The following is a 24,218-nucleotide window of genomic DNA, read 5'->3' on the forward strand; positions in this document are numbered from 1 at the left end:
GGTGCATGGGGCGGGGCGGCAGAAAATGCCGCCTGCGGCGCAACGAGGCGGCGCGGGGCGGTATTTGCATATGTGATAAATATTTGAATAGATATTGCAAAAGGATAAACTGCTTCGGAAAGGCAGGGGCCGTTTGATTCGGTTGCGGGCAGCCCGCCTGATTGAAGCAGCCGGCAGGGTTTACAAAAATTTTCGCCGCTTCGGCAGCAAAAGCGCAGTTTGAGTGATATTGCAGAATATTTACAATAAAATAAGTTATTTTTGCAAAACCCATTTGATGTCTTGGCCGCAAGGCTCCAGCAGCGTGGTTTTCCAGCTTGGCTGCGCGGCGAGCATCTGTGGGTTTTCTTTGATTGAAAACAAACCTTTACCTTGCCCGCCCAAAATTTTGGGCGATTGGTAGCACACGATTTCGTCTATCAGGCCGGCTTCGATGAATGCGCCTGCCAGGGTGGCGCCGGCCTCCACCATCACTTCGCCGAACCCCCGCTCTGCCAGCAGAGCCAGCAGGCTGTGGAGGTTGATGCGCCCGTTGAGTTCAGACGGCCTTAGAATTTGCAGATGCTGGTGGTTTGTGTATTTTTGTAAAGATTTCGGTTGGTTATTTAAAGTGGCGATAAGGGTGGGGCTGCCGCCGTCCTGCACCACGCGGCTTTCGAGCGGGGTTTTCAGACGGCTGTCGAGCACCACGCGGGCAGGCTGGCGCAGGGTGGGGAAAGCGCGCACATTCAATTGCGGATTATCCGCCAAAATAGTGCCTGCCCCCGTTATCACGGCGCAGCTCTCGGCGCGCAATATCTGAACATCGGCGCGGGCTTCGGGGCCGGTAATCCATTGGCTGCGGCCGTCTGAAAGCGCGGTTTTGCCATCAAGGCTTGCCGCACATTTGAGGCGAACAAACGGCCTGCCGCGTTCGATACGCGAAAGAAAGCCGCGGTTGAGCGCGCGCGCTTCGGTTTCGAGCAGGCCGCATTGTACTGCTATGCCTGCTTCGCGCAGCCTTGCCAAGCCTTGCCCTGCCACTTGGGGATTAGGGTCGGACATGGCGGCGACCACGCGTGTTACGCCTGCCTGAATTAGTGCTTCGGCGCAGGGCGGGGTGCGGCCGTGGTGGCTGCAGGGCTCCAGCGTAACATAGGCGGCGGCACCGCGAGCCATTTCACCGGCCTGGCGTAGGGCGTGCACTTCGGCATGGGGTTCGCCCGCGCGCACATGGAAACCCTGCCCCACGATTTGTGTGCCGTGCGCCACCACGCAGCCCACGCGCGGATTGGGCGAAGTGGAAAAACGCCCTTGGCGGGCAAGCGCAAGGGCGGTGTGCATCATGGCGGTGTCGTTTGCGTCAAACATTTTTCAGACGGCCTCGGTTGTAAGGGGGGGGAATCTCAGGCCGTCTGAAAGCAGGCGGTATATCTGCGAAACGGTTTTCTTGCGGCAGTGCTACATTTTGTCGAAGTGTTTTGCCGTTGCGTTTGCGGTTTCAGATGGCTCAAATGGCGTTATTTCGTTAAATTCACTTCTTTCAGCACGGCGGCCAAATCTTCCCGGCCGGCGGTGCTGCTCAAAGCGCACACGTTATAGAGGGCGGCAGTTTCGTAAATGGCGATGCAGTTTTCGTGCAACTGCGTATCGGCGCTGTTTTGGGTGAAGCGGTAGTTCATGCGCGTGTCGGTGGCGGCGCCGGTTTGCACTTGGCTCAGAGATTTGTCGGCATGAAGTGCGGCTTTCAGGTTGGCGAAGTAGGTTGCGGCATCGGTTTTGGGGGTGCCGAGATTGGCAACATAAATCGTGATGCCGCTGGATTCATCGCGCTGCAGCAGCGTGAGTTCTCCGGTATCAACGCCATCGGGCAGATCGCCGCCCGAAGCATCGGCAAAATGGCTGCCCTGAATCACGATGCTGATTTTGCCATCGCTGCCGGTGAGGGTTTGCACGGCATCGGCATCGGAGGCTGCGGATACCTGTGCGCTGTCGGCAGGCACGGAAGTTTCGGCTTTTTGGCCGCAGGCGCATAACCCCAACAGGGCGGCGGCAGCCAAAGCAAAAGCATAGGGTTTCATCAAATCAGGTTCCGTAAGTGGGGTAAAAAAACGGTTGGCAGTATATCAAACTTAAAGGCTTAACGCTTGCCTGCACTCTCTTGGGGCAGGGTGGCGATGGCCTGGGTGAATTCCGACACGTCGTTGAAACTTTTATACACCGAGGCAAAGCGCACATAGGCCACTTGGTCGATTTTTGCCAATTCTTCCATCGCCATTTCGCCCACCAGTTGCGAAGACACTTCTTTATGGCCCAGGCGGTAAAGACGCTGTTCGATAAGGGCAACGGTGTCGTCTATGGTTTCATCGTCTATCGGGCGTTTGTGCAGCGCGCGCTCCAGGCTGGTGCGCAGTTTGTGGGGGTTGAACGGCACGCGGCTGCCGGTGCTTTTGATGATTTGCGGCATACGCATTTCGATGGTTTCGAAGGTGCCGAAGCGCTGACCGCAGGCAGGGCAGCGGCGGCGGCGGCGGATGCTGTTGCTTTCCTCTAAAAGCCGCGAGTCGGTAACCTGGGTGTTGGAGTGGTGGCAAAAAGGGCATTTCATATGCGTTGCACGGCTGGTGGTGGTTGGAGCGATTGTAGCGCAAATTATACTGTTTCCGTACAAATATACTGTTGCTGTATAGTTTGCCGGGTGTTCCGGTTTAAAGAGCAAGAGAGCCGTATTTGTCTTGAATTAAGAACATGGCTTTGCAACATTCAAAAGCTGTTTAATCAGTTGGGTTTTCATGATTTTTGCCTGAGCTTAGGCGGCATGGGCGTGAATCCGCTTTATTTTTGGTGCCGGGCAGCAAGCTGAGACAGTATGGAACCGGTTCTGCTGCCCGGGCGGCTGGCAAAGCCGTTCCCCCGGGTTCGGGCGCGGCTGCACTGCAACGGTAATGAAGCGGGTTCACCGTAGGGTGTCTGCGGTGCCTGCGGTGCCTGCGGTGCGGATCAGATGGCAGAGATAAGTTTTTTCAGACGGCCTTGCTTTATTTCAGGCTGTTGAAGTTTCTGCGGAGGTAAACCAGCACCGGTTCGGTGGTGTTGCTTATTTTGATTTCGTTGATTTCCACGTAAAACACATGATGGGTGCCGATTTCGTGCCGGGCGGTGATTTTGCCGTGCAGGTGGGCGGGCGCGCCTTCCACCTGCAGTTGGCCGGTTTGGCCGCGGTGCCAGATATGGTATTTGAAGCGTTCTTCAGGCGACAGCGGGGTAAGGCCGGCGAAGTGTTCGGCGATGTCTTGCTGGCCGGCAGATAGCACATTGATACACAAGTGGTTGTTGGCGGAAAGTATGGGAATGATGGCCGATTGGCGGTTGATGCACAGCAGCATGGTGGGCGGCTGGTCGGTGATGGGGGCGACAGCGGTCATGGTGATGCCGTAGCGCCCCGCGTTGCCGTCTGTGGTGATAACGTGAACGCCGGCGGCGAATGAGGCCATAGCATCGCGAAAGGGCTGTTGCAGGGGGTGTGTTGCGGTGTGTGTGTCGGTCATGGGTGGGATTATGGTTGGTCGAGATGCCCGCTGATGTGGGAGAGTTCGGTCAAAAGGCTTTGCAGTTGCCGCATTTTTTCTTTTGAAAACACGGTTTCGATGCGGTCGTAGCACTTATCGACTTCGGCACCGAGCGAATGGTAAAGCTGCCCGCCTTCGGCGGTGAGTTTCAGATAAACGCGGCGTTGGTCGTTGGAAGGTTTCAGGCGCACCAGCAGTCCGGCTTTTTCAAGACGGGTGAGAATACCGGTGAGGCTGGGGCGCAGGATGCAGGCTTGGTTGGCTAAATCTTGGAAATCCAAAGTGCCGTTTTCGGCCAAAAGGCGGATGATGCGCCATTGTTGGTCGGTTAGGCCGGCGTTGTGCAGAATGGGGCGGAACTGCGTCATCAGGGCTTCACGCGCCTGAATCAGGCTGATGTTCATAGATGCGTGTTTCGAGGGGTGGGGCATGACGGTTCTCCGTTGTTTTTCTGATGTAATGGTATATCGGCTGTTTAGCGGCTAATATTATTCCAATACGCTGTGAATCTCAATGTTATTTGCAGAAGCATTGAAAACAGGCTTTCAGACGGCCCGGTTTAAAATCTGCCGCCTGTGAATTTCCTCCCGGCATCCTGCTTGGCCGGGCGGCCCGGTAAGCGGGCGTTTTTGCAATTATGCCGGCCGTCTGAACGGCAGCTGCGGGCGGTGGCGGATTCGCTTTATTTTTGTTGCGGCGTTGCCGCACCTCGGCGCAAAGGAGGAGGTTTTGGCCGGTCGCCCAAGCACAGAGCCTGTTACGCATGGTTTGAGGTTTGCGTCCGGCACGGGAAATGAAGGGGGATTCGCTATATCGGTTTTGTAAATATGATTAATGTAGGCGGAATTGGCGGGGGAATCATCGGAGTCGTCTGAAAAAGGCCGTCTGAAACTTTTCAGACGGCCTTGGTTTGATGGTTTTTCAGAATAAGTTATCCAACTGTGAAGACTGTGCCGGCGGCCTTGCGGGAGCTTGGTCGGCACCGCTTTCGCCCCGTTCTCCGCTTTCTCTGTTTAAGGGCTCCACCGGAGTTTCTATCGGGCGGTATTGCGGCGCAGAGGGGCGTTGTCTGCCTTCGCCCACCTCGGTGTCGCGTTCGTCACTGCGCACGGGGCGGCTCGAACGGTTATCCAACGGCAGGTCGGGGTTGGTAGTTTGGCGTTCTTTCAAGAAGAAGTCGCCGCCGCGGGCAACCAGGCCGTCGGGAGCCTTCATGCCGACAGCAGGCACGCCTTTGAGCGCAAAGCGCATATATTCCACCCACACGGGTAGGGCGATTCTGCCGCCGTAGCCCGCATTGCCCATGCTGCGCGGTTTGTCGTAACCGATATATACCGCTGTTACTACATCGGGGTTGAAGCCCACAAACCATGCGTCTTTGTTGTCGTTGGTGGTGCCGGTTTTGCCGGCAATATCCGAACGGCCCAATGCCCTGGCTCCGGCGGCGGTGCCCGAACGCACAACGTCCTGCATCATTTTATACATGATAAAGGCGTTGCGCGGATCAATCGCCTGAGGGGCATTGCGTCCGGCTTCCAGCGGCTGCATCTGGGCGCGCAGACGGCCTTGTCCATCGTAAATCCGGTCGATAACATAAGAAGACACTTTATACCCGCCGTTGGCAAATACGGTATAGCCCTCAGCCATTTTGATCGGCGTGGTTTCGCCCGTGCCCAATGCCATCGACAGCCCTGCGGGTATTTCAGACGGCCTGAAGCCGAAGCGTTGGATGTATTCTTGCGCATAGCCCACGCCGATAGACATCAGAATACGGATAGAAACCATATTTTTCGAGGCGGTTAGGGCTTGGCGCAGAGTGATAAAGCCGGCGTAACGGCCGTCTGAATTTTTCGGGCTCCAAACCGTGCCGTTTTTACCCTGCCCCGGCAGGTTGATCGGCGCATCGTTGATGGAGGTGGCCATGGTCATGCCTTTGGCCAGGCCTGCCGAGTAAACAAAAGGTTTGAAAGACGACCCGGGCTGGCGCTGTGCTTGTGTGGCGCGGTTAAACGCTCTGCTGTGGAAATCGTAACCGCCTACCAGCGCGCGGACGGCTCCGGTTTTGGCTTCGAGCGACACCAAGGCACCCTGCAGCAGGGGTTCCTGCCCCACCGACCAGCGTTTGCCGTTTTGCTTCACCCTGATCACTGCGCCGCGGCGTATTTGCGCATCGCCCATTTTCTTGTTGTTTACGGCCTTGACCGCAAAACCGAGCGCGGCCGTGTCTAATGTGGGTTGCTTGCCGTTGGGCAGTTGGATTTTCACTCCTTTTCGGGAAGCTTCAAGCACTACTGCCGGCATCATGCCGTCAACCGTGTAAAGCGTTGACAGATATTGCCCCGCTGTTTCTTCGGCATCATCGGTTTTACTCAGGTCCAAATAATGTTCCGCACCGCGGTAGCTGCTGCCGCGGTCGAAACCGCGCAAAGTTTTGCGCAATGCTTCGGTTGCTGTGCGCTGATTGGCGGAGTTTACCGTGGTATATACCCTGAAACCTTGTGTATAAGCTTCTTCGCCATATTTGTCGTATAACTCTTGGCGGACCATTTCAGCCACATACAAGGCGTTTTGGTTGATTTTCTGCACATAACGCTTGTAGTGCAGCTCTTCTGCCAAAGCCGCATCGCGCTCCTGCGGTGTAATCATCTTTTCCCCAACCATATTGTTGAGAATATACTTCTGGCGCAATTGGGCACGCTCAGGATTGACAATCGGATTGAATGTTGACGGAGCCTTCGGCAAGCCGGCTAAAATTGTGGCCTCGGCCAAGGTTAAATCTTTGACATCTTTATTGAAATAAATTTGTGAAGCGGCTGCGAAACCATAGGCGCGCTGCCCCAGATAAATTTGGTTGAAATAAAGCTCGAGAATCTGATCTTTGCTTAATGACTGCTCGATTTTATAAGCAAGCAACGCTTCGTTGAATTTACGGGTGAAGGTACGCTCGTTGCTCAGATAAAAATTGCGTGCCACCTGCTGGGTGATGGTGCTTGCCCCCGACTGCACGCCGCCGGTCAGATTTCCTACCGCCGCGCGCATCACGCCGATAACGTCCACGCCCCAGTGGTCATAAAAACGTTTGTCTTCGGCGGCGACCACAGCGTTTTTCAACACCTGCGGAAAATCGCCGATTCTGGTGAAAGACCGCCTTTCCTCGCCATAAACACCGATAATCTCACCATCCGAAGAATAAACCGTCAGCGGCATTTTGGGTTGGTAGTGTTGTACGGCATCCAATGAAGGCAGTTTGGGGTAGGTAACCAAAATAGCTATTGCAACCAAACCTACAACAAACAAAACCAAGCCCAAAATCAAACCTATACAGGTCGTTATAATTTTTTTAATCATGACTAATTAATAAAGTTACCATTAAAAGCATCAAATCAAGTAAAATAGGTAAAGATTCATCAATACAAGGTTATGTTTTTGTAAACCCGTATGGAATCCGTTACGGAAGATAAAACTGTTACTCACTCCACATAACAGGGACGTTACATCATGCAATTAGCAAAAAAACAAAAGAATACAAATAGTAAAACGTCATCCAACCTCAGCCACCGCTCAGCGGTCGGTATCGATATCGGCCAACACGCCATCAAGATGGTGCAATTATCAGGGCGTAGTTTAAACCAAATCCAGTTGGAAAAATACGTTATCACCAAGCTGCCTAAAAATATTATCAAGGGCAATAAAATACAAGACTACGAACAGCTTGTTACATATCTGCAACATTCCTATGCGCAGCTTCACGCTTCTGCCAAGAACTTTGTTGCAGCTTTGCCACAGAGCTTGGCTACCATTGAAAACGTTGTTTATAACGCGAAAGAAACCGATTTGGATTTGGACGGTTTTGCGGAGTTCGAAGTTTCCCAAGTTGCGCCTATTGAAGAAATGAACTTCGATTATCAAACAGTCGGCACTTCCGTTATACCTGCAGGGCAACGTGTTTTGCTGACCGCTGCCCGTAAAGACGACATAGAGCCGCGCATCGAAGCCTTTGAGAGTGCAGATTTGCCGCTTGCGGCCATGGATATTGACTTATTCGCGCAAAACAATGCCTTTTCTTTTTGGATTAACCAGCATGCTCCCGAGCTCGAGCATGAAAAAATTGCTGTTTTCGGCATTCATGCCACCCAAATGTACGCGGTGATCGCCCAAAACGGCCAAATTCTTTACCGGCAGGAAACACCGGTGAGTACAGAACAGCTCAACCAGCTCATTCAGCGCACTTATCAGGTTACCGAAGAAAAAGCCGCCCAAATGATGAATGCCTCTGCCAAGCCCTCTGATTACCAAAGTGCTGTTGCCGACCGCTTCAATATCCAAGTGGCTCAAGAAATACAACGGGTATTGCAGTTTTACTATGCTACGCAATCGAGCGAACAATATTCCAACGTAAAACACATCCTGCTTACCGGCACCGCATCACAGCAACCGGGCTTGGCTGAAACCATTTTCTCGCATACCAATACTGCCACCGAATGTGTGCACCCGATTCTGTATGCAAATAACAGCAGTAAAGTAGATATCCCACAACTACAAATAGATGCACCGACTTTAACACTGGCCTTTGGCTTGGCATTAAGGGGACTGTAACATGATTGAATTAACCAAGATTAATCTTCTTCCTTATCGTGAAGAGATTCAGCAAAAGAAAAAGCAACAGTTTAAAACGCTGATGCTGTTTGCCTTGTTGGCAGGTATCGGTTTGTCGGCACTTACTTATTTAGGTATCGGCAACGCCGTGAGCAGCCAGGAAGAGCGTAATGAATTCTTAAGCCGGCAGATTACCAAGTTGGAAGAAGACTTGATTGAAATCAACAAGCTGCAAAAAGAGAAAGAAGATTTTCTTGCCAGAAAGCAAAAGGTAGAAGAGCTTCAGGAAAAAAGGTTTCAGGCGGCCTATATTATTGACACGCTCAATGTATTGATTCCCGAAGGCACTTACCTGACAGCCATTAATGCCGAGAATCCGACTACCTATACTGTCAGCGGCAAAGCCACCAGCGACAACAAAATCGCCATGTTTATGCGTTCCATCCCCAGTACGGGCATCTTCATGCAACCGGAGCTGCTAAACATCAAAAAAGTGGATAACGAACAAGAATTTACATTGAAAGTACTTTTAAACCAAGCTTATTACACATTATCGGCAGCAAACGGCCAGGCTCCCGCCCAAGCCGAAACTGCCGCACAAGGGAAATAAAACATGGCTGCAAATTCACTTAAAAACCTAGACATTAAAACGCTCCATTTGCTGAATATGCCTAGCAAGCTGGCTTTGGCAGGTTTGGTGGTCGCAGGTGTTTTGGTTTTGGGCTACGTTGCCCTTTTCCGTTCTCAATTGGAAGCTTTGGACGCTGCCAGCGCCAAAGAAATCGAGTTGAAAGAAACCTACACTAAAAAAAGTATCGAAGCGGCAAACTTGGATAACCTGAAAGCTGAATTGGATGCCATCCGCTCATCGTTCAACGTTTTGCTTAAGCAATTGCCCACCGATGCCGAAATTCCCAATCTGATTCAGGAGCTTCATCAGGCAGGCGCCACCAACGGGCTGCGTATGGACAGCGTTGCCCCCGGAGCCTCGGTTAATGACGGGCCTATCCAGATTTTGCCGTATGAAATCGCCATCACCGGAAAATACAGCCAAATCAGCCAATTTGCTCGAGATGTCGGCACTCTTTCGCGGATTATTACTTTGGAGTCATTAAAAATCAGCAATAAAGACGACAAAAGCAACCTGCTGACCCTGAGTGCCACGGCCAATACTTATAAAGCCCGCCCTGCCGAAGAAGTGGCAGCCGAGCTTGAAGCAGCCAAAGCAGCCAGCGAAGCACAGAAACCCCAATAACTCCTGAGAGAACCATCATGAAAAACAAAATACTGCTCGCAGGCATATTGGCGTTATCCGCCTGCACCCCGGCTCACGAAGATTTGAACCAATGGATGAACGAAACCCGCCAGCAATCCAAATTGAAAGTGATTCCCTTTGAAGCGCCTTCAGTCAGCCAGGCCAAAACCTATACACCGCCTAACCACAGCGGCCTGAATGCCTTCGACAGCAAGCGTTTGAATGCCGCGCAACAAGGGGCTAACGCACCGAATGCCAACCGTCCGAAAGAAGTGTTGGAAAACTTTAGCTTGGAAACGCTGAAATATGTAGGCACTTTAAGCAAAGGAAACCGGGTTACCGGTTATGTGGAGGCCGATGGCCATGTTTATACCGTACAACCCGGCAACTACATCGGCCAAAACCACGGTCGGATTCAAAGCATCACAGCCGACCTGATTACGATTACAGAGCTTGTAGAAGATACCTACGGCAACTGGACTTACCGAAAAGCAGAACTACCGTTGAGCAGCAGTGCAGACAATAACGCCGCTCAAACCAACAAATAACAAGGGGCTTACTCATGAACTCACGCAACATTAAAAAAATATTTGCCGCCATCAGCATCGGCTTTGCCGTTCAGACGGCCTTCGCAGGCAATATTACCGATATCAATGTATCGTCTTTGCCAAATAACCAAAAAATCATCAAAATCAAATTTGATAAAGATGCAGCCACCCCGCGCGGCTTCATTACCACCACACCTGCGCGTATCGCTCTGGATTTCAGCAACACCAACGTGCAACTGCCGCAGCCCGTGTTGGAATACGCCGATCCGTTGATTAACCAGATCACAGCCGCCCAAAATAATGACCGCACCCGTATTCTGTTGGGTTTGAACAAAGCCGGTCAATACAACACCGAAATCAAAGGCAATGAAGTGTGGGTGTATGTGAGCGAGGCGGCCGGCCAAACCACCCGGTCTCCGCAACAACCCGCTAACCCGGCAGCAGCCGCGCCGGCCGCATTTGCTGCTGCCAGCCCGACCCGTCGCGAGCAGGCGGTTGCATCTGCCAATATCGATTTCCGCAAAGGTGCCCGCAACTCAGGTATTGTTGAGTTGAGCGCTTTGGGCTTTACCGGCCAGCCGGATATCAAAAAGCAGAGCGACCGCATCACCGTTACGCTGAAAAACCACCCGCTGCCTGCCCAGGCGCAACGCAGCTTGGATGTAAGCGATTTCAACACCCCCGTTCGCAACGTAACCATGAAACGCATCGGCAACGACACCCAACTGGTTATCCGCAACCAAGGCAGCTGGGATGTAGACACACAATCCGCCAATGGCCGCTTCAGTTTTGAAATCAGCCGCAAAGCCAACATCGCCTCGCAGGGTTTGTCTGCTACACCCAACAAATCGTTTAACGGCCGCAAAATTTCTTTAGATTTCCAAGATGTGGAAGTGCGTACCATTCTGCAGATTCTCGCCAAAGAATCCGGTATGAATATCGTTGCCAGCGACACCGTTAACGGCAAAATGACGCTTTCCCTGAAAGACGTGCCGTGGGATCAGGCGTTGGATCTGGTGATGCAGGCGCGCAATCTCGATATGCGCCGCCAGGGCAATATCATTAATGTTGCGCCCCGTGAAGAGCTGTTGGCTAAAGATAAAGCCACCTTGCAGGCGCAAAAAGAAATCGATGATCTCGGCCCCTTGTTGTCGCAAACATTCCAGTTGAAATATAAAAACGTAGAAGAGTTCCGAAAAATCCTGCGTTTAGACGAAAGCGGCAGCAGCAGCGACCGCAACACATTGTTGAGCGGACGCGGCAGCGCACTAATCGATCCGGCCACCAACACCTTGATTATTACCGATAACCGTACGGTTATCCAAAAATTCCAAAAGCTGATTGACGAGCTTGATGTGCCTACCCGCCAAGTGATGGTGGAAGCCCGGATTGTTGAAGCCAATGACGGCTTTGCCCGCGATATCGGTGTCAAATTCGGCTACACCGGGATTAACGGCCGTTCCACATGGGCTTCCAATTGGGCAGATGCGACCGGCAACACCACAACCAACTATAACAACAACTTGGCAAGAGCCAATGCGATTCTCAGCGGTTCGAATACGATTCCGTCTGCCTCGCCGCTGACCATGAATCCGAATATCAGCCTGCCGGTTTCCGCCGCCACCTCCAGCATTGCGCTGGTTCGTGCAGTTTCATCGGGTGCGCTGGGCTTGGAGTTGGCTGCGATGCAGGAGCAGAGCAAGGGTAAGATCATTTCAAACCCCCGTGTGCTGACCCAAGACCGAAAAGAAGCCACCATCGAATCGGGCTCGGAGATTCCTTATGAAGAAGCCACTTCGAGCGGTGCCACATCCATCAGCTTCAAGAAAGCGGTTTTGGGTTTAACCGTTACGCCCAACATTACCCCCGAAGGGCAGGTGATTATGACGGTGAAAATCAACCGCGACAGCCCGTCAAGCTGTATTTCAGGCGGCGTAACCACCACATGTATCAGCACCAAACAGCTGCAGACCCAGGCTATGGTGGAAGATGGCGGTACATTGATTGTGGGCGGTATTTATGAAGAAGAAAATGGAAGCACAGTTGCCAAAGTGCCGCTGCTGGGCGACATTCCGGTTTTGGGTAATCTCTTCAAATCGCGCACCCGCAACGAAAAACGCCGTGAGCTGCTGATTTTCATCACACCGAGAATCATGGATCATGTGGGCAGCAATCTGCGTTATTAAAGGCCGTCTGAAAACTGCTTGGCGGAGATGAAGCATTAAACATCATGCCGATATTTTCGTTTACAATGCCTGCTATGGAAAACATAGCAGGCAATTTATTTTTAATCGGTTTGATGGGGGCGGGCAAAACCACATTGGGCAGGCATATAGCCCAAATGCTGAACCGCCCTTTTTACGACAGCGATCAAGAAATCTGCAGGCGCACCGGCGTGTCGGTTCCGACCATTTTCGAATTGGAAGGCGAGCAGGGCTTCCGCGATCGTGAAACCGCAGTGATAAACGAGTTGAGCGCGTTGGATAACATCGTGCTGGCCACAGGCGGCGGCGCGGTGCTGCGTGAGGAAAACCGCCGCAGGCTGCGTGAGCGCGGCACCGTGGTTTATCTGCACGCCTGCCCCGAGGTGCTGATCGAGCGTACCCGCTGCGACACCAACCGCCCGCTGCTGCAAGTGGCAGACCCCCTGGCCAAACTGCGGGAGCTGTATAATCTGCGCGACAGTGTTTACCGCTCCGCCGCGCACATCATTATCGAAGCCAACCGGCAAAGCTGCCATAAAAACGCCGAATATCTGTTGCAGGCGTGGGCGCAGCCGCCTGCATCATCCGTTTGCAACGATAAAAAATAAGCAAACGGCTTTTAGGGCGCAGTCGAAATGTGCGGCATAATAGGCCGATACCTTTGGAAAATATCTTAAAAGCCGTTTGAAACACGATAAGGTTTCAGACGGCATGCCTGATAACCGCAGCCCTGTTGTTGTATTTTCCGTAACCCGATAGAAACGGAGCCGCCATCGTGCAAACCCTGACCGTAGCCACCCCCACCCGCCAATACCCCATCTTTATTGGCGGGAACCTGATTGCCCAAGCCGACATCCTGCTCAAACCTTACTTAAGCCAAAAAGCCGCCATCGTTACCAACGAAACCGTTGCAGCGCTGCATCTGCCCGCTTTTCAGACGGCCTTAAGCAGGCTTGGCATCGGGTATTTCGATATTGTGCTGCCCGATGGGGAGCAGTATAAAAACTGGCAAACCCTCAACCTGATTTTTGATGGTTTGATGCAAAACCGTGCCGACCGCAAAACCACGTTAATCGCCCTCGGGGGCGGCGTGATCGGCGACATCGCCGGCTTTGCGGCTGCCGCCTATCAACGCGGCATACCGTTTATCCAAGTGCCCACTACCCTGCTGAGCCAAGTCGATTCATCGGTAGGCGGCAAAACTGCCATTAATCATCCGTTGGGTAAAAACATGATTGGTGCGTTTTACCAACCGCGCGCGGTGCTTGCCGACTTAAGCACACTCGCCACCCTGCCTGCACGCGAGCTTTCCGCCGGCATGGCCGAAGTTATCAAATACGGCGCATTGGGCGACTGTGATTTTATCGCCTGGCTGGAAGAGCATATGCCCGCGCTCATGCGGCAGGAGCCCGTTCTGTTGGCGGAGGCCGTGTATCATTGCTGCAAAATGAAAGCCGATATTGTTGCCCGAGACGAAACCGAACAAGGCATCCGTGCATGGCTCAACCTGGGGCACACTTTCGGCCATGCCATCGAAGCCGAAATGGGTTACGGCGTATGGCTGCACGGCGAAGCCGTGGCCGCAGGTATGGTGCTGGCCTGTCGCCTGTCGGAAACTTTAGGCCGTCTGAAACCTGCCGACACCCAACGCATTGCCAACCTGCTGAAACAGGCCGGCCTGCCCGCTGCCCCGCCCCGTTTTGCCTTTGAAAAGTGGATAGAACATATGCGGCACGATAAAAAAGTAGATAACGGCACCATGCGTTTTATCGGGCTGAACCGCTTGGGCGAAGCCAATATCACCGAAATCACCGATATGGAAATCCTGCGCACAACCCTGCAGCCCTATCTATAAAAAAAACTGCAACCGCCCGGCGGCGGCGAATTCCGCATCGATATGTCGGAATACATGGAAAAACACGCCGTTGCCCGCATGATTGGTGCGCCCCGCTATGCGGCTGCAGAGAAGGCGGCCGACTCACCGGGCAGGTGTGCCGTAAACTTCACAGCGTGATTCTGCCCATAGTTAAAAAGTTAAAATCGAAACCTTTGCAAGTTATTGAGGCCGTCTGAAATACCCGTTCACCGTCATTTTAGAGCAGGGCGGGAATTCAGACGTTTGGTATTCAAGTGTCTGTTTAAACAATACTTCAACTTTTCAACCCGGATTCCTGCCGGCGAAAGGGCAGCGCAGCGGGCTTGCGAAACCGATGGCGGGATTCAAATATTTCAGACGTCTTTTTTCAGACGGCCTGTTAAGGCATGGTTGCCAAGATCTCAAACCGCTTGCTCAGTAGCCGTTCCGTCATCCCCGGGCCTGACTCGGGTATCTCAAAGCTTACGGTAACCCGAGACAACCGCTTCAAGCCCGGGTATGGCGTATACTTTTTCCGCCCGTCACAGCGGCTTGATTTCAAACAATAAAGCAAACTGAGTGCGGCCGCGCAAAAATTACGGGTATAAACCGCCTAATCAAAGTGATAAAATAACTCCCGATTTTCCCTTTCCGGTTTCAGTTTCTAAAAGGATTATTTATGGCTACCGTATTGATTGTTCCCGTATCTGCCCGTTCAGACGGCTGGGCCGTAACCCAGGCCGTTGCCGCCGCCCTGCCCGATGCCGCCGTTTTCCGCGCGCTTGACGAAAGCGGCGAAGCCGAAAAAATGCTGTGTGCCGGCAAATACGATGATTGGCTCGATATGCTGGTGTCGCGCGTTACCCAAGTAAACGCTGAAAATATCGTTATCAAAGGCATCAAACCCGATGCGGAAAAACTGTTTCTTTCCACCCGCAATCTCGAATTGGCCCTGTCGCTTGATGCCAACGTGGTGTTTTCCGTGTTTTCCGACAACGAAGACATCGAACATCTCACCAACAAGCTGAACATCGCCAAACAAGCCTATGCCACCGCGCCGGGCGTGCTGGCGGGTTTTATTCTTGACGGCAATGCCGATGCGGGCGTAGGTGCCGCCGTGGCCGAAAAAACCGGCCTGGCCTGTTTCGGCTCTTCGCAAAACGTTACCGACACCGATCTGCTGCTGAAAAAAACCGGCCGTATGTCGCCCGCGCAATTCCGCGTCAACATGATGGAATCCGCACGCCGTGCCGACAAACGCATCGTATTGCCCGAAGGAGCCGAGCCGCGCACCGTGCAGGCCGCCGCCATCTGCCACGAAAAAGGCATCGCCCGCTGCGTGTTGCTGGCACCGCGCGCAGAAGTGGAGGCCGTTGCCAAAGAACGCCACATCACCCTGCCCGATTCATTGGAAATCATCGATCCCGCCACCCTGGTCGAGCAATATGTCGAGCCGATGTGCGAACTGCGCAAGAGCAAAGGCCTAACCCCCGAGCAGGCACGCGAACAGCTGCAAGACACCGTGGTGTTGGGCACCATGATGATGGCGCAAAACCATGTGGACGGCCTGGTGTCCGGCGCCGTACATACCACCGCCAACACCATCCGCCCCGCCCTGCAACTGATTAAAACCGCCCCCGGCGCCAGCCTGGTTTCCAGCGTATTCTTCATGCTGCTGCCCAATCAAGTGCTGGTGTATGGCGACTGCGCAGTCAATCCCGAGCCTACCTCCGAGCAGCTGGCAGACATCGCTATCCAATCTGCCGACTCCGCCAAAGCCTTCGGCATCGAACCCAAAGTGGCAATGATTTCCTACTCAACCGGCACATCAGGCGCAGGCCCCGCCGTGGAAAAAGTGGCGCAGGCCACCGCCCTGGTGCGCGAAAAACGCCCCGATATCGATGTGGACGGCCCGCTGCAATACGATGCCGCCACCGTGCCCAGCGTGGCCAAATCCAAAGCACCCGACAGCAAAGTGGCCGGCCAGGCCACCGTGTTGGTGTTTCCCGACCTCAACACCGGCAACTGCACCTATAAAGCCGTGCAGCGCAACGCCAACGTGTTGAGCGTGGGCCCGATGCTGCAAGGCTTGCGCAAGCCCGTAAACGACCTGTCGCGCGGCGCTTTGGTGGACGACATCGTTTACACCATTGCGCTTACCGCCATTCAGGCTGTTCAGATGGCCGGATAAACAACTCGGCGATAACACAGCAGGCCGTCTGAAAGCTTTTTTTCAGACGGCCTGCTGTGTTATCGTTTGAATCCTTTTCACAAAAACCGCTTCAAGCCAACCGTTCCAAACTTGAAAACATAGGTTTCCCGTTAGGGCAACCCTGTTCCGAATGATATAGGCCGGGGGCTTTGCAGAAATACCTCAGGCCGTCTGAAAGGCTGAAATACCGTTGTTTCCGCCATAACGCTGTTCCGGCGCGTGCAGCAATGGGGATGAGAGTTTGAAATATCGGTTAAAACAGATGCGCAGATGCCGAACATTTGGATTTCCGCCTGTGCGGGAATAACGGCCGATAAACTTCTTGCAGAGTTTTCTGCATTCTGCAACCCAGCCTTTTGCAACACTCAGGCCGTCTGAAAACATGATTTCAGACGGCCTGTATCATGGCCAAACCCTTAAACCGTTTGCTCGATATCGCCGTTGTCGAACACCAACACCCGCTCCGGCCAGCACATAGCCGCCAGGCGGAACTGCGATTGTGCGGGCGGGATGCCCTGTTTGCGGTCGCGCCAGCGCGCGCCGGCGGAAAAGTCGGTGCAAAACACATTTCGCTTTGCGCCGTGCCAGGCATTGCCCGCTGCGGGCAGAATGTTTTCGCGGCCGGACTTACCCGGCTGCGGCCGCCAGCTGCGCCAGTAATGGCCGATTAACACGGGCACGGATTCGCGGTAGCTGTTCCACCAGCCGCAGCGGGCGGTGTAACGCCAGCGGCCGCCTGCGTAAAACGGTTGCGGTGCGGGCTGCTCGATGCCGCTGGTGAGCGCGCGTATGGGGTGCAGGCGGCTGCGGTTGAGCTCGTATTGTGCGGTGGCGGGCATGGGCGGCGGTGTCTGATGCGGGTTTTGGGCGGCTTCGGCGTAACGCTGCTGTTCGCGCAGATAGTCGGCATACCAGGGGGCGGTTTGCAGTTGCGCGTCCAGCTCGCGGTCGAAGCGGCGGTATTGTTGGGTGAGGCTTTCGCCGCGCGCTTCTTCCAGCCGGGAAAAGGTGTGCGGCAGCCAGGCGGCGTGGACGATGCGCACATCGCTGCGCGCCCATATCAGCGGTTGCTCGGCCAGGCGGCTTTCGAGCGCGTGGCGCGCGTGGGCGGGCAGGGTGTGCCAGGGGGCGTAAAGGGCGGCATCTTTGGCGGCGCGCTCGGGAAAAAACCAGCCGGATCCGTCTTTGGGGTCGTGCATCAGGGCGTTGAGTTCGTGGTTGCCCAAAACGGTGAAGGCGTTGCCTGCATCGTGCATTTCCCAAAACCATGCGAGCACGGCCGGGCTGTCGGGGCCGCGGTCGCACAGATCGCCTGCGAACACGAGTTTTCTGCCTTTGGGGTGGCTGCCGTTTTCACGGTAGCCGAGATGGTGCAGCAGTGCTTGCAGGGCGTCGATTTCACCGTGAACATCGCCGATGATGTCGAGCGGTGCGGCGGGCAGGGTGCGGCGGTAGCAGTAGGGCATGGTTTGGGTTTCCGTTGTAAGGTGCCGGCCGTCTGAAGGCGGCGGTTCGGTGTGGAAGGCGCAGCGTAGCCGGGGGCTGCGCAATATTACATTGTGTGTGCATATCTTTAAATAGATTGCAGGTATGATGCAGCCGGTTGCCGAAACAGGCCGTTTGTCGGCATTTTATCGGGTGTTGCCGCATTGTGTGGTAAAAGGCAGCCGTTTTCCCGAAACAATACGGAGAGTGTTTTATGAATATGGTCCGCAAATCTATGATAACCGTGTTGGCTGCTTCGGCGCTGGTGCTGGCGCCGCTGGCGCAGGCGCGGATGACCGACCGCACCACGGCTACGATTGTGGGTGCTGCCGTGGGCGGCGTAATCGGCAGTGCTGCCGGCAACAATATGGAAAGCACGCTGATCGGCGCGGCATTGGGCGGTACGGCGGGCAATCTCTACGCCAAACGCAACCAAAAGCGCAAGGCGGCCGAGCGCGTGGTTTACCGCGATACAACGCACCACCATCATCATTATTACGGCCACGGTAACAAACGCCACTACGGCCCGCCGCACGCGCATTACAAACATCACGGCGGACGCGGCCACCGGCACCACCATTAACCGCTTGCTTAACGGTGTCCGCGCGCAGATTGAAAATTTCCGCAGGTTCAACATCAAAGTGCGGCTTTTTTGATATGGAAAGCGGGTCTGTCTGCGATGAACTGCACTCCGAAAATCGGCTTCCAAGCCATTTTCGGGGTGCAGTTTTTTATGGATAATTTTTTATGGGTAATAGGTTTACGGCAAAACATCATAAAACGATACAGTATGGCCTTGCGCTTCCCCTGCTTGGTTTCGGTGTGTTGCGCCATCGGAGCGGTGCCGCGCGGGAATGATGAAAAAGGGCATTTCAGACGGCCGGGTTTTGCCGGAACCTTAGCCTGAATGATGTTTCGGATATTTGGCGCGGCGCAGGCCGGTTTGGGTTTCAGACGGCCTCTGTTAAGCAGATCTCTTTATTTTCGTGCAAGGCCACGGGCAGCGCGGATAATGCGGAACCGGTTTTATAACCGTCCGTGCCGGCAAAACCGTTATTTTGGAGTTGCGGCGCACAACGCCGTAACGGCAAAGGGGATAGGACAGCCTTAACGGTTCGACCCCGCCACCATATCGAGCAGAAACAGGCGGCAGTCGAGATTGCCGTTAAACAGCGGAATTTTGCGTTTGGGCGAGAGGCGCATCAGTTTGGGTATGTCGCGGTCGGCGGTGAACATGCCGGCGCGCCAGCCCGCGTAGTGCTGTTTGAGCCACGTGCCCAGCTGCGGGTAAAGCGCGTGCAGCGCCTGCACTTCGGCCAGCCGCACGCCGTAGGGCGGGTTGGAAACCATGATGCCGTTTGCGCCGTTGGGGCGGGCAGACTGGGCATCCTGCACGCTCCAGCGAATCAGGCTGCCCGCGCCGGCGGCTTCGGCGTTGGCTTGGGCGGTGCCGATGATGCGGCGGTCGTTGTCGCTGCCCGCGATTGGCGCGGGCGTTTGCGGCAAAATCTGCCGCTCTGCTTCGCTGCACAGGCTCTGCCACAGGGCGGCATCGAAGTTGGCGAGTTTTTCAAAGCCGAAACGGCGCATCAGGCCGGGGGCGCGGCGCAGGGCAATCCAGGCCGCTTCGATGGCGAGGGTGCCGCTGCCGCAAAAGGGGTCTTGAAACGGCTGCGTGCCGTTATAGCCCGCCAGCTGCAGCAGGCCGGCGGCGAGGTTTTCGCGCAGGGGGGCTTCGCCCGTGTCTTGGCGGTAGCCGCGTTTGAACAGGGCTTCGCCGCTGGTGTCGATAAAAATCTGCGCGGTTTGCCCGCCGATAAAGGCGTGTATGCGCACATCGGGTCGGGTTTTGCTGACACTGGGGCGAGAGCCGAGCGCATCGCGGAAGGCATCACACAGGGCATCTTTAATTTTCAGGGCGGTAAAATCAAGGCTTTTCACCCGCGCGTGCCTGCCTTCCACTTTCACTTTGAAGGTGTGTTCCAGCCCGAACCAGCTGCTCCAACGGATATTGCGGGCGAGGGTGTAAATGTCGGCTTCGCTGCGGTAGCCGCCTTCGGCCAGCTGCAGCAGCACGCGGCCGGCGGTGCGCGAATGCAGATTGATGCGGTAAGCCTGTTCCAGTGCTCCTTTGCAGGCTGCACCGCCGTCTGTGGGTTTGATTTGGCCGCAGCCCAGCGCGAGCAGCTCTTGCTGTAAAACGCTTTCAAGGCCGCGCGGGCAGGTGGCGAAGAGGGAATAGTGGGTCATAGGGGCTTCCGGGACGGCGCCGGTTCAGGCCGTCTGAATCGTTAAAAATCACATGGTGCGGCCGATTATAGCCGTGCGCAAGGCTCTGCGGCAGAATATTTCAGACGGCTTGTTTGTTTTGTGTGTCGGAAAAATCGGGCTGTTTGCGCTGTTTGTGTCAAACGGCTTGTTTTTGCAGTAACGGCGGTTCCGTAATTTTGAGTATCCCCAAGCACTACACGGCTTTGCCGTACTTTTCGGTGTTTCTTGCAGCTTTTCACAACCCTGACACGGGTTTTCAGACTGAATACGGAAAGTGCAAACCAAGCCGGGTTTTTCTACATTTTTTATGATGCTTTTTTCCACGGGTTATTGCGAATGCAGCCATATTATCAGCACCGCCGCTACCACACGGTTGCGCGGCCGGTGTGTGCAAACGGCCGGATATGGGCGCGCAGTGGCAGTTATACCCTCCGCCCGCCGCTATGGAGAGCCCGCTGCATTTCCATGATGGTGCCGCCATCCCGTCTCAAAGAGAACGGTTTTATGCGCTGCTGAATCCTCGTCAAAATTTTGTACTGCCTGTATGGTTTGGGGCTTGCCCTGCGCCGAAAATACAGTAAATTCACGATAGCGGCATGATGTTGTCGGCCACACATCGGTAATGTTTGCCCGAAATACAGCCCGGCGGTTAACCGGCATCACTTTTGCTGCCGGTATGGAGATTCAAACTGCAAGCGTTTGCAGGCGCGGGTTGGCGGAGTGGATCGGCGTGTGGGTGCCGGCCGTCTGAAACGGTGGCTTTCCAACGGCCTTATCTTTTATACTTCGGCATCTGTTTGCCAATATCTGCCGATTCCGCTCCGTTTCAGACGGCCTGATGCAGGCGGCCGTCTGAAAACCTATCTGACCGAAAGTTTGCCATGTCCGACATCTTAAACAAAATTCTCGCCACCAAAGCCGAAGAAGTCGCCGCCGCCCGAGCCGCGTTGCCGCTAAACGAGCTTAAGCCACAGGCGCAGGCGGCCGAACCGGCGCGCGGATTTGTCGAAGCCATCGCGGCCAAACATGCCGCCGGCTTGCCGGCAGTGATTGCCGAAGTGAAAAAAGCCAGCCCGTCTAAAGGTTTGATACGCCCCGATTTCGACCCCGCCGCCATTGCGCAGGCATATGAACGTGCCGGCGCAGCCTGCTTGTCGGTGCTCACCGATGAGCAATATTTCCAAGGCTCGCCAAACTACCTCAAACAAGCGAAGGCCGCCGTGGCCCTGCCCGTGTTGCGTAAAGATTTCATCATCGACAACTATCAGCTTTACCAAGCGCGCGCCTGGGGTGCCGATGCAGTGCTGCTGATTGCCGCCGCGCTTAAGGCGCACGAATTGGAGCAGTTCGAACACACTGCACACGAATTGGGCATGGCGGTGCTGCTGGAGCTGCACCACCCCGCCGAGCTGGAAAAATGCCGCAACCTCACTACACCGCTTTGGGGCGTAAACAACCGCAATCTGCACACATTTGATGTGTCGCTGCAGCAAACGCTCGAGCTGCTGCCCGCACTTGCAGGCAAAACCGTCATCACCGAAAGCGGCATCCGCAATAAAGAAGACGTAACCCTGATGCAAAACCACGGCGTACACACCTTTCTCATCGGCGAAACCTTTATGCGTGCCGGCAATATCGAAGCAGCGGTGAAGGCTCTGTTTTGATACCGAGGCCGTCTGAAAACTTTCAGACGGCCAAAAGCACCGGCCAAACCGGCTTTCCGTTTCAGGGCGGATTTCAAAATTAAACCAGCGCGTTTGCCTGTTTTTACGAAAAAACACTTTGAATTTAAAGCCGCGCACACCATTTGGAAAATGTTCAAACACCCCACAACGCAAGGAAAAACCATGCACGCCCCGAATGTTCCCGTTTCTTATGCCGCATCTTATCCGCACACCTGCAACAAAGCCCTTTATGTGGCGATGGCACTACTGTTCGGCACCTTCGGCGTACACAAATTCTGCGCCGGCCGGGTGTGGATGGGGATAGGATATTTTCTACTCAGTTGGACGTTTATCCCGACCATTGTCGGCATTATCGAGGGTATATTTGCCGCATTCAAACCCACCGACTCGCTGGGCGCCATCGTGGTGTGAGCGGTCGGACATTGAATCTGCCCAATTCCGCTGCCCCATCCCTGCGCCCCCATTGCCAGCGGCCTTAACGGTATCGAAAAAGTGCAGATTCACGATACGGAAGGCCGTCTGAAATATTCAGACGGCTTTTTTGATTTTTTAACGCTTAGGCGATAAAACCGCCGTTCCGTATGGTGGTGCACACAAACTTCGGGGGAGCGGTTATAGTGGCATATCATCCCTGCCGGTTTTTGAAAGTATGGATTATGAAAAAAATCACTGCTGTTTTAGCCGCCGCCGGTTTGGTTGCGGCCTTGTCGGGCTGCCAGGCCTTATCTTCCGTGTTTCCTGCCGAGCATGCTGCTGCGGCCGACCTTGTGCAGGAAGTGGCCGCGGTAACCGAAGTGTTCGGCGATGGCCAGAAAATTACTGCTGCTGTGGTGAAATACGCGGCCGAAATCAGCAATGCTTCGTTGCAGCCTGAAGATTTCGCCGTGGCAAACCGAACGGTAACCAAAGTGTATGCCAACAATGCGCCGGTTACTGCCGAGCAGCCTAAAAACGGCCGCTATGTGGTGCTGGAGCTTTCTAAAAACGATGAAGATGCCGTAGCCTTCGGTATGGAAGGGCGCGACATTATCCGCCGCAGGCCCGAGCTGAAAGTTACCCAAACCGGCGATATTGCCGATACGAGGGGTAACACCATTGCCGCCAACGGTAATGAGCGGCAGAGCAAAACGGCGCTAAATCTGGTGGTGGACGATTTCAAACAGGCTTCGTTTGCCGACCCGCAAACCGGTGCAACCGTTCATTACAATTTGTTTGTGCCGAAAAATTACAATCCGAAGAAAACCTATCCGCTGGTGTTGTTTATCCACGATGAGGGCATTGCCGGCAGCGATGTTAAAGCTACCCTGCAACAGGGCTTGGGTGCGGTGGTTTGGGCTTCGCCCGAGTCGCAGGCCAAAAATGAAGCGTTTGTGCTGGCACCGCAGTTCGGCCGTCAAACCGCAAACGGCAAAACTGCAGCCGCCAATGATGCGGATGCTGTGATCAATCTTATCAAATATCTGCAAACACGATACAGCATCGACACTGCGCGCCGCTACGCTACCGGCCAGGCAGAAGGCGGCATGGCGGTAATGGCGATGGGCGGCAAACACCCTGATTTCTTTGCCGCTTCTTACATTGTGGCTGCGCAGTGGGATGCCGTCAAAGCTGCTCTGCCGGCGAAAGGCAAAATGTGGATGATGGTTGCCGAAGGCGATGAAAAAGCCTACCCGGGCATGAATGTTGTTGCCGGCGTTCTTGAAAAAGGCGGTGCCAAAGTGGTGCGTACAATATGGAGCGGCCTGTCTGCCGCCGCAGAGTTTGATGCCGAAGCGCGGGCGGTGGGCAGCCAAAATGCCGACATCAACTACACCGTTTTGCAGAAAGGCACGGTGGTGCCCGCCGGCCAAACCGACAGCAGTGCGGCCAACCACACTCACACCTGGCGCATCGCCTACACCATCGAAGGCATACGCGATTGGCTGTTTGAACAGCGCAAACCTTAGTGTGCCGGCACGGTTCCCATGCGAAGCAGGCCGTCTGAAACGTTTCAGACGGCCTGGTTTTCTTCAGGCGCGGTGTGTGCAAATGCAATGCCCGATTTTACCGGCGCGGCATGTTCAGACCATAAAAGGCGGCGCACCCGCCGGTTGCGCCTGCTGTGCCGCAAGCATTCGTTTTAACCGGAGTAAAAGCGATAAGGGCAGGAAATTCCCGCAATTTTGGGTTTGGAGCGGCAAACCTGATGCGGCGGCCAAGGGCATCGGTCTGCCCGATATGAATCGGACCGCCAATGTGGCAACCGCGGGTTCGGTGAAAATCAACGGCTAAAACCGTGATGCTCCCGAATGGCGGCGGCAACGCTGTCTAAAACACCGCCGGCAAATATGTGATTGCCAGGTACGGGAAATTCTGAACCGTGCCCGCTTGGAAGCAGGCGGGCTGGGACCCTTGCAAAATTCAAAAAACTATCACAAAAGGCTTTTCTGTCATGCCCGGGCTTGACCCGGGTATCTCTGCACTTCTTTTGAAAAAAGGATGCCCGAGCCAAGCCCGGGCATGATGCAGGGGTTTTAAGATATTGAAAGGAGTTCTGCAAAAATCTCAAGCCGTCTGAAA

20 protein-coding genes and 1 pseudogene are annotated in these 24,218 nt (G+C 54.5%); 12 read left to right on the forward strand and 9 right to left on the reverse strand.

Features of this window, described 5'->3' with window-relative positions:
- Positions 1–255: 255 nt before the first annotated feature.
- The 6 genes and pseudogenes from ribD to IR141_RS03900 form a co-directional block, all read right to left on the reverse strand.
- Entirely contained in the window at positions 256–1,350 is a 1,095-nt protein-coding gene (ribD, locus tag IR141_RS03875) for a bifunctional diaminohydroxyphosphoribosylaminopyrimidine deaminase/5-amino-6-(5-phosphoribosylamino)uracil reductase RibD (protein ID WP_135034354.1), read from the reverse strand.
- A 149-nt stretch (positions 1,351–1,499) separates the two neighbouring features.
- Positions 1,500–2,060: a cytochrome C gene (locus IR141_RS03880; protein WP_135034355.1), complete on the reverse strand. Its 561-nt coding sequence runs from the start codon at positions 2,058–2,060 to the stop codon at positions 1,500–1,502.
- A 59-nt stretch (positions 2,061–2,119) separates the two neighbouring features.
- Positions 2,120–2,587 carry a transcriptional regulator NrdR gene (gene nrdR, locus IR141_RS03885; protein WP_135034356.1) on the reverse strand — a complete coding sequence of 156 codons (468 nt, stop codon included), beginning with the start codon at positions 2,585–2,587 and terminating at the stop codon, positions 2,120–2,122.
- A gap of 430 nt (positions 2,588–3,017) precedes the next feature.
- A complete protein-coding gene (gene hpaC / locus IR141_RS03890) occupies positions 3,018–3,527 on the reverse strand; it encodes a 4-hydroxyphenylacetate 3-monooxygenase, reductase component (RefSeq protein ID WP_135034357.1) in 510 nt (169 codons plus the stop codon).
- Between the two features lie 8 nt (positions 3,528–3,535).
- Positions 3,536–3,979 carry a homoprotocatechuate degradation operon regulator HpaR gene (gene hpaR / locus IR141_RS03895; RefSeq protein WP_135034358.1) on the reverse strand — a complete coding sequence of 148 codons (444 nt, stop codon included), beginning with the start codon at positions 3,977–3,979 and terminating at the stop codon, positions 3,536–3,538.
- Positions 3,980–4,673: 694 nt separating this feature from the next.
- Positions 4,674–6,896 (reverse strand): annotated as a pseudogene (locus IR141_RS03900) (penicillin-binding protein 1A); the annotation flags it as partial.
- Between the two features lie 150 nt (positions 6,897–7,046).
- Between IR141_RS03900 and pilM the strand changes: the two are divergent.
- The 8 genes from pilM to pta all read left to right on the forward strand — a co-directional run bounded on the left by pilM (position 7,047) and on the right by pta (position 16,197).
- A complete protein-coding gene (gene pilM, locus IR141_RS03905) occupies positions 7,047–8,144 on the forward strand; it encodes a type IV pilus assembly protein PilM (protein ID WP_135034360.1) in 1,098 nt (365 codons plus the stop codon).
- 1 nt (position 8,145) lies between these two features.
- On the forward strand, positions 8,146–8,754 hold the full coding sequence (locus IR141_RS03910) for a PilN domain-containing protein (protein WP_135034361.1): 609 nt from the start codon (positions 8,146–8,148) through the stop codon (positions 8,752–8,754).
- A 3-nt stretch (positions 8,755–8,757) separates the two neighbouring features.
- A complete protein-coding gene (locus tag IR141_RS03915; RefSeq protein ID WP_135034362.1) occupies positions 8,758–9,399 on the forward strand; it encodes a type 4a pilus biogenesis protein PilO in 642 nt (213 codons plus the stop codon).
- 17 nt (positions 9,400–9,416) lie between these two features.
- A complete protein-coding gene (locus tag IR141_RS03920) occupies positions 9,417–9,947 on the forward strand; it encodes a pilus assembly protein PilP (protein ID WP_135034363.1) in 531 nt (176 codons plus the stop codon).
- 14 nt (positions 9,948–9,961) lie between these two features.
- Positions 9,962–12,133, forward strand: a complete 2,172-nt coding sequence (gene pilQ, locus IR141_RS03925) for a type IV pilus secretin PilQ (protein WP_135034364.1) — start codon at positions 9,962–9,964, stop codon at positions 12,131–12,133.
- A 65-nt stretch (positions 12,134–12,198) separates the two neighbouring features.
- Complete coding sequence (locus IR141_RS03930) at positions 12,199–12,759, forward strand: shikimate kinase (RefSeq protein ID WP_135034398.1); 561 nt, start codon at positions 12,199–12,201, stop codon at positions 12,757–12,759.
- Positions 12,760–12,926: 167 nt separating this feature from the next.
- Complete coding sequence (gene aroB, locus IR141_RS03935) at positions 12,927–14,006, forward strand: 3-dehydroquinate synthase (protein ID WP_135034365.1); 1,080 nt, start codon at positions 12,927–12,929, stop codon at positions 14,004–14,006.
- A 679-nt stretch (positions 14,007–14,685) separates the two neighbouring features.
- Positions 14,686–16,197, forward strand: a complete 1,512-nt coding sequence (pta, locus tag IR141_RS03940; RefSeq protein ID WP_135034366.1) for a phosphate acetyltransferase — start codon at positions 14,686–14,688, stop codon at positions 16,195–16,197.
- Positions 16,198–16,634: 437 nt separating this feature from the next.
- On the opposite strand, the gene IR141_RS03945 is transcribed toward pta, so the two are convergent.
- Positions 16,635–17,684, reverse strand: coding sequence for a metallophosphoesterase (locus tag IR141_RS03945; RefSeq protein WP_135034399.1), 1,050 nt, complete (start codon positions 17,682–17,684; stop codon positions 16,635–16,637).
- Positions 17,685–17,917: 233 nt separating this feature from the next.
- Here IR141_RS03945 and IR141_RS03950 point away from each other — a divergent pair, with 233 nt between their 5' ends.
- Positions 17,918–18,286: a glycine zipper domain-containing protein gene (locus IR141_RS03950; RefSeq protein WP_135034367.1), complete on the forward strand. Its 369-nt coding sequence runs from the start codon at positions 17,918–17,920 to the stop codon at positions 18,284–18,286.
- A gap of 53 nt (positions 18,287–18,339) precedes the next feature.
- On the opposite strand, the gene IR141_RS03955 is transcribed toward IR141_RS03950, so the two are convergent.
- Both IR141_RS03955 and IR141_RS03960 read right to left on the reverse strand, forming a co-directional pair.
- Positions 18,340–18,537 carry a hypothetical protein gene (locus tag IR141_RS03955; RefSeq protein WP_135034368.1) on the reverse strand — a complete coding sequence of 66 codons (198 nt, stop codon included), beginning with the start codon at positions 18,535–18,537 and terminating at the stop codon, positions 18,340–18,342.
- Between the two features lie 273 nt (positions 18,538–18,810).
- Complete coding sequence (locus tag IR141_RS03960; protein ID WP_135034369.1) at positions 18,811–19,953, reverse strand: class I SAM-dependent RNA methyltransferase; 1,143 nt, start codon at positions 19,951–19,953, stop codon at positions 18,811–18,813.
- A gap of 902 nt (positions 19,954–20,855) precedes the next feature.
- Between IR141_RS03960 and trpC the strand changes: the two genes are divergently transcribed.
- From trpC to IR141_RS03975, 3 genes are all read left to right on the forward strand, one after another.
- Positions 20,856–21,638: an indole-3-glycerol phosphate synthase TrpC gene (gene trpC, locus IR141_RS03965; protein WP_135034371.1), complete on the forward strand. Its 783-nt coding sequence runs from the start codon at positions 20,856–20,858 to the stop codon at positions 21,636–21,638.
- Positions 21,639–21,821: 183 nt separating this feature from the next.
- A complete protein-coding gene (locus IR141_RS03970; RefSeq protein ID WP_209304406.1) occupies positions 21,822–22,070 on the forward strand; it encodes a TM2 domain-containing protein in 249 nt (82 codons plus the stop codon).
- Positions 22,071–22,315: 245 nt separating this feature from the next.
- Positions 22,316–23,605 carry a prolyl oligopeptidase family serine peptidase gene (locus IR141_RS03975; protein ID WP_167743035.1) on the forward strand — a complete coding sequence of 430 codons (1,290 nt, stop codon included), beginning with the start codon at positions 22,316–22,318 and terminating at the stop codon, positions 23,603–23,605.
- Positions 23,606–24,218: the final 613 nt, after the last annotated feature.

Origin of the sequence: Neisseria sp. 19428wB4_WF04, from assembly GCF_015235335.1 — a bacterium.
Classification (GTDB): domain Bacteria; phylum Pseudomonadota; class Gammaproteobacteria; order Burkholderiales; family Neisseriaceae; genus Neisseria; species Neisseria musculi.